We start from the raw sequence: 6560 nt of genomic DNA on the forward strand, positions 1-6560 counted from the left end.
AAATCAGCCTTTATTGGCTGATTTTTTTATATTAAAAACACGGTCACGCAATATTTAAATATTTATGCGTTTGCATTGAGAAACGCCAATTACGCGCTATGCAGGTTTTAATACATAGTGCTGTCGCACTCTCTTTACAGCTAATAGGTTGTAAAGCAACAACAGGTGCAGGGTGCTCTGAGCGTAATGTCAGTAAGGCATCCAGTGCTTCAATATCTTTTTCACGTCCAACTGGGTGTTTTATCTCATTAGCACGATTGATTGCGCTGGTTAATACCGTAAAGCCCCCCTTCATGCCCACTTTTGGAGAAAGTGTCACCCATGTCTTCTCACTACATAATATATCGTGAGTGCCACTGGTTTCTATCTGACAGGCAAAACCTGCTTGCTCTAGCCCTTCTGTTAAAGGACGTAAATCATATAAGCAAGGCTCGCCTCCTGTGATAACCACGTGTTTTGCACTATAACCTTGTTGTTGGAAAAGTGATAAAATCTGAGCAACGCTGGCTTCTCCCCAAGCATCGCTTTCTTGCGTTTTAATAGGAATATCACCAAGAGGAACTTTTTTTTCGTCTTCTTTTTCCCAAGTATGCTTGGTATCACACCAACTACAACCTACAGGACAACCTTGTAATCGAACAAAAAGCGCAGGAACGCCAGTAAAAACACCTTCACCCTGTAAGGTTTGAAACACTTCATTAATGGGGTATTGCATAAGAAACTCTGATATCCAATGAATGCTGATGATTATTACAGATAACTATCTCACCGTAAGAGGCTTTATGATAAGGTACATGGTTTGTTTTGAATAGCTAACGTGCGAGAAGACACTGAAAAAGAGGATAGCATTCCTCTGTTGGACAGAGATGGGAATACTTTAGATGCAAAAAGAGAATCAACTTTCACGAGGATTATCAGGGCGGCACATTCGTTTCATGGCGCTAGGCTCTGCAATCGGTACAGGTTTATTTTATGGCTCTGCGGCTGCCATTGAGAAAGCGGGCCCAGCGGTATTGCTTGCTTACCTTATTGGTGGTGCAGCAGTATTTATGGTTATGCGTGCATTAGGTGAAATGGCAGTTCATCATCCTGTTGCGGGCTCTTTTTCACAATATGCAAGCCATTATATGGGGCCTTTAGCCGGCTTCTTAACGGGCTGGAACTACGTTTTTGAAATGCTGATTGTCTGTTTAGCTGACGTCACGGCATTTGGTTTCTATATGAAACTCTGGTTCCCAGATGTTGATCAATGGATATGGGTATTAGGGATAGTTTGCTTTATTGGTGCCTTAAACCTTTGCCATGTGAAGATATTTGGTGAAATGGAATTTTGGCTTTCTATTGTTAAAGTCACTGCAATTATCGCCATGATAATTGGTGGTGTTGTCATTATGATGTATGGCTTTGGTCAACAAACTGAACACCCTATTGGTATCTCTAACTTATGGGAGTTTGGTGGCTTTATGCCAAATGGTATTGAAGGGGTTATCGCCTCGCTCGCCATTGTCATGTTTGCCTTTGGTGGGATTGAAGTAATTGGTATTACTGCCAGTGAAGCTAAAGATCCTGAAAAAACCATTCCTAAAGCTATCAATGCCGTACCGTTTCGTATCTTATTGTTCTATGTACTGACGATTTTTATTCTAATGTGCATTTTTCCTTGGCAACAAATCGGCCATAACGGTAGCCCATTTGTACAGATTTTCTCAAATCTAGGGATCAATTCAGCGGCAAATATCTTAAACCTCGTGGTTATCACAGCCGCAATTTCTGCGATTAACAGTGATATCTTTGGTGCTGGTCGTATGATGTATGGCATGGCTCAAGAAGGACAAGCACCAAAATCCTTTATGAAGCTCACTCGCAATGGTGTGCCTTGGATGACTGTGCTAGTAATGTCTGTCGTCTTGCTGCTGGGCGTAGTACTTAACTACCTTATCCCAGAGCAAATCTTCGTTTTAATCGCCTCTATTGCGACATTTGCAACAGTTTGGGTGTGGTTAATGATTTTACTTTCTCAAGTTGCGATGCGTCGTAAGATGAGCGCAGATGAAGTGAAAACACTGAAATTCCCAGTACCACTATGGCCTGTTGCTCCAGCACTGACTATCGTCTTTATGGCGTTTGTTATTGCAATTTTAGGCTATTTTGAGTCAACCAGAATGGCATTAGTAGTCGGTATGGTATGGGTAGCTATTTTAACTATCGGCTACTATGTGGGTATCAAACCAAGAATGAACCAGAAATAAATCACATTTCTGAGTCAACAATTCTGAGTTAAACAATAAAGGCTGTGGATTAATTCACAGCCTTTTTCTTTATTATGCGATCTTCACTAAGCCAGCGCTTGTTTTAAATCAGCAATTAAATCATTCACATCTTCAAGACCAATTGATAATCGAATCAAACCATCACTAATACCATGCCTTTGTCGTTCTTCTGCACTATAAGTAGCATGGGTCATTGTGGCGGGATGTTGAGCTAAAGACTCACAATCTCCTAAACTCACCGCTCGGCTAAAGAGATTTAAGCGATTCAAAAACTCTCGACCTTCTTTTATTCCTCCCTTTAATTCAATGGCGATCATACCTCCAGCTAAACGCATTTGACGCTTAGCAAGTTCGTATTGAGGAAATGAAGCTAGCCCAGGATAATAAATAGTTTCGACTTTAGGATTATCTTCAAGATATTGTGCAATACGCTGCGCATTTTGGCAGATCTGTTCCATTCTTATGCCTAACGTTTTTATGCCTCGTAAAATTAACGAGGCATCATGAGGAGACAGACAAGCACCAGTCATATCCTTTAAACCTTCAGCTCGTATTTTATCTGCTAGGGCGTGCGTAGTAATAATTGCACCTGCTGTTACATCACCATGACCCGATAAATATTTAGTCATAGAATGCACAACAATATCAGCACCAAGCCCCAAAGGTTGCTGTAAATAAGGCGAGCAATAAGTGCTATCTACCATTACTAAAATACTATGCTGATGTGCAATTTCTGATATTTTTGTGATATCACTCACTCGCATATTGGGATTAGCTGGAGTCTCAAAGAAAATGAGTTTTGTTTTCTCTGTGATCGCTTCTTTTAATTTTTCGAGGTTAGTTAAATCAACATGCTTTATTTTAATGCCGAATTTAGCGAGCCCATGATTGAAAAACGTAAAAGTACAGCCATAAAGTGTCATATCTGCAATAAGTTCATCACCAGGTTTAAGCAATGACCAACAACTAGAAGTAATTGCGCCTATACCAGATGAAAAAACAACAGCACCTTCACCATTTTCTAATTGAGCTAAACGTTTTTCTAATAACTCTAATGTAGGGTTTGAGATCCGAGAATAAAAATGCCCTTTTTGTTTTCCGGCAAAACAATCAGCACCATATTGTGCCGTTGGAAAAACAAAAGTAGATGTTTGAAAAACAGGAGGCACTAATGCCCCCTGAGAATCTAACGGAGAATAACCATAATGTATTGCTTGAGTATTAAAATGTTCATTACTTTGCGTCATTATATATCCTAAATATTAATTAACTTTCTATTCGTTGGTTATTTCTCCCGATAATTTGAACTGTTCTTAGAATAATTGAGATCCCTTTAAGGGTATCAGGATTTTTTAATAATGCAAAAGTTGAACCTAATGTATATTTTTTATCTTGATAAATAGATTCTTTCTTTGCCATATTATAAGCAGCACTTAATTCCCAAACTGGAATTAATGTTTCTTCAAATGCAACAGAAAGTTTTTCAACTGTTGCATTATCCATAATATCTATTGAATCTGATATTAAAGATAATAAATCGACGATATTATCAAACCGCTTTAATGCCAATAATGGTCTTGCTTTTTCTAATAAATGTTGAAGATGTAATTTATCTTCATCAGATAATAGTTGAATATCTGCTGGGCTTAAATTATTCTCACTCATTATTGTATCCCCTATAATAATCCTCTAACGGTTGCCCAATATAAGCCTCGGTTATAACTATTACGCAATAGCCCACCCAGCTTTGTTGGTGGCGTAGGAATTACGTCATGTTTATAGTCATACTGTAATGGCATACCTGCTGATAATCCCATTTGTGCGACAGCTTGCACTCGACCATCATAAATCGCAGCAGGATAACCATAGCGAAGCTCACCACAGATATTATTTGCAATCACCCCCGCTTGGTTATGACAACTACCACCGGCTTTACTAATTGGCAAATCAACCGTATCGCCAAGAACATACACTTGATTTAACCCATAAACTTGCAATGTTTCAGGATCAGTAGGTAACCAGCCTTCACCATTATTATGTTCACTTAAACCTGTGTTACGGATCGCCTCAACCGCAGTGATAGGTGGAGTGCTCATCAGGATATCAAACGGCTCAGCTTCGCCTTCTTTTGAGTAAGCGATTTTCTTATCAGGATCAACATGACTCAATGTAAAGCCTCGCTTCGCTTTAATATCTCGTTCAGAGAATACCGCAGGAAGAACTTCACAAACCTCTTGTTGCATAAACAGGCAGTTTCTTAAAAGTTGAGCAACTGTTGGATAGGTATAAACAATCTCAATATTATTTCTCACTCGACGCTGGCGAAGAAGTTCATCCAGCATCAATGTTGTCTCCATAGGGGCAATACCACATTGATGAGGTACATTAGGTGTTTCAGGAAAACTAACAGTAATAAATACACGACCTTTTTCAATTTTAGCTAATTTATCAGCAAGTGTTCTAGCGGCTTCATATTGGTAGAAATGATTTCCCGCTTCTTTTAAGCCTTCAATTCTATGAGGACTAGGAACACAACCTGTTGCTAATACTAAAAAGTCATAATTGTATTTTTTATTAGACTCGCAATAAATAACTTTATTATTAAAGTCAAAACGTTCTGCTTTATCAATAATAAATTCGATTTCAGGTCTTAATAAGCTTCTTTCTGATCGCATCAGCTCTTCTTTTAAAAAAAGATTGAATGCAATATACATAAATGCAGGTTTATAATAGTGATTAGGATTATCTGAAATAAGCGTTATTTTAATTTTATTTGAAAATATTTCGTCATTTAATTTTTTAGCAAGGATATTAGCAAGAATAGTTCCGCCGGTACCACCGCCAATAATAACTATATTTTTTGTTGGCATTTTATTTCCTATATCTAGTGATATTAGATAGAACAAAAAAAGTATAGTAAAAGGTATTAATATAACAAATAGATTAAATAGATAGATAAATTACTTATAAATAATATATCTAATTTATAAGTGATATAATCATATTTAATTTTAATATTAACGCTTGAATATTAGCTAATATTATAATCACTCATTAATAAAATGTTGCTATTAAAGGATGATGATCTGAGGCATCAGTGATCAGTACTTCTGCATTATTTAGCGATAATCCTCGATAAAAAATATAATCCAAAGGCTTACCAAAGGCTTTTGTTCGCCAATCGTTATCAAAAATAACTTCTTTAAGTCTTAACGTTCTCGCAAAACGTTTTAATACATTGACTCTTGGGCGACTCCACGCATTAAAATCACCCGCTAAAATAACGGGTCCTTTATGATGCGTGATGTGAACAGATAAATTACTTAATTGACGCTGATAAACATCAACACCAAAACTAAAATTAATTGCATGTACATTAATGACCATTAAATGATCACCCGTAATGAGCGGATATACCGTAATTAATGCGGATTTGGGTAATCTTAAAAAAGGCTCTTTTTCTCTGAGAGGACAACAATAGATAGGATGAGAACTTGATAATGTCATCACACCTGCGGGGTGTTGTTGAAAAGCCAAGGCAGGAACTTGATCTGCAATTAAATGATGAGTGCCAGCAAAACGGACAAGCTCTGGTGTTGTTTGCGCTTCTTGTAACAAAAGCAAATGCGTATCTGTTGAAAGCGTTTCCAACATATTACGCCAATTGAGTCGTTGCTGTTTATAGATATTCCAAACCGCAATTTTTAGAGTGCCTTCAGTGTAAAGAGGCATTCCGATAGGTAGTGTATCCTTTCGTTCACTTAAAGGCGGGCTAGGCTCAATCCTTTCAACAGGTTGACCTGCCACAAAACGCACTGAATAAGTCGGTTTTTTCGCCATTAGCAACCTCAGATAAACAGCAAGATATCTTGCTATAACTGAAGTATACCAAAGGCAAGCTTCGCTCTCACCCTTTAAAAGGATACTATAATCAACAAAAGTAATTATTTTTATGCATAATAGTTATGATTACTTAAAAATTTCTAATTAATTTGTAGTTTATTCTAAATTTTAAGCAAAAAAAAACCTAAGTCGTTAGACTTAGGTTTCTTAATGTTGGCGGAACGGACGGGACTCGAACCCGCGACCCCCTGCGTGACAGGCAGGTATTCTAACCAACTGAACTACCGCTCCGCGTATTCTTTGCGCAATTAATGTTATTTAACACTAATGCTTTAATTAATGCCTGGCAGTTCCCTACTCTCACATGGGGAGACCCCACACTACCATCGGCGCTACAACGTTTCACTTCTGAGTTCGGCATGGATTCAGGTGGGTCCGCTGCGCTAT

Annotated in this window: 6 protein-coding genes, 1 tRNA gene and 1 rRNA gene; 1 reads left to right on the top strand and 7 read right to left on the bottom strand. The window is 37.9% G+C overall.

The genetic code is table 11. The annotated features are described in order from the left end of the window. Positions 1-43: 43 nt before the first annotated feature. Entirely contained in the window at positions 44-715 is a 672-nt protein-coding gene (gene queE, locus AB4J89_RS12320; protein WP_088494720.1) for a 7-carboxy-7-deazaguanine synthase QueE, read from the bottom strand. A 166-nt stretch (positions 716-881) separates the two neighbouring features. Between queE and AB4J89_RS12325 the strand changes: the two genes are divergently transcribed. Next, complete coding sequence (locus AB4J89_RS12325; protein WP_088494719.1) at positions 882-2249, top strand: amino acid permease; 1368 nt, start codon at positions 882-884, stop codon at positions 2247-2249. 86 nt (positions 2250-2335) lie between these two features. On the opposite strand, the gene AB4J89_RS12330 is transcribed toward AB4J89_RS12325, so the two are convergent. From AB4J89_RS12330 to rrf, 6 genes are all read right to left on the bottom strand, one after another. Beyond that, complete coding sequence (locus AB4J89_RS12330) at positions 2336-3517, bottom strand: methionine gamma-lyase (RefSeq protein ID WP_311755826.1); 1182 nt, start codon at positions 3515-3517, stop codon at positions 2336-2338. A 19-nt stretch (positions 3518-3536) separates the two neighbouring features. After that, positions 3537-3935 carry a hypothetical protein gene (locus tag AB4J89_RS12335; protein WP_088494717.1) on the bottom strand — a complete coding sequence of 133 codons (399 nt, stop codon included), beginning with the start codon at positions 3933-3935 and terminating at the stop codon, positions 3537-3539. A gap of 11 nt (positions 3936-3946) precedes the next feature. After that, positions 3947-5140 (bottom strand): NAD(P)/FAD-dependent oxidoreductase, encoded by a 1194-nt coding sequence (locus tag AB4J89_RS12340; RefSeq protein WP_102949463.1) that lies wholly within the window; start codon positions 5138-5140, stop codon positions 3947-3949. A gap of 184 nt (positions 5141-5324) precedes the next feature. After that, the gene (locus tag AB4J89_RS12345) at positions 5325-6110 is read right to left on the bottom strand and encodes an endonuclease/exonuclease/phosphatase family protein (protein ID WP_102949462.1); all 786 of its coding nucleotides are present in this window, start codon (positions 6108-6110) and stop codon (positions 5325-5327) included. Positions 6111-6327: 217 nt separating this feature from the next. Next, positions 6328-6404 (bottom strand) — tRNA-Asp (locus AB4J89_RS12350). A 50-nt stretch (positions 6405-6454) separates the two neighbouring features. Then, a 5S ribosomal RNA gene (gene rrf / locus AB4J89_RS12355) occupies positions 6455-6560 on the bottom strand; the annotation flags it as partial.

The organism is Proteus sp. STS61-E (genome assembly GCF_040932335.1).
GTDB classification, from domain to species: Bacteria; Pseudomonadota; Gammaproteobacteria; order Enterobacterales; family Enterobacteriaceae; genus Proteus; species Proteus mirabilis_B.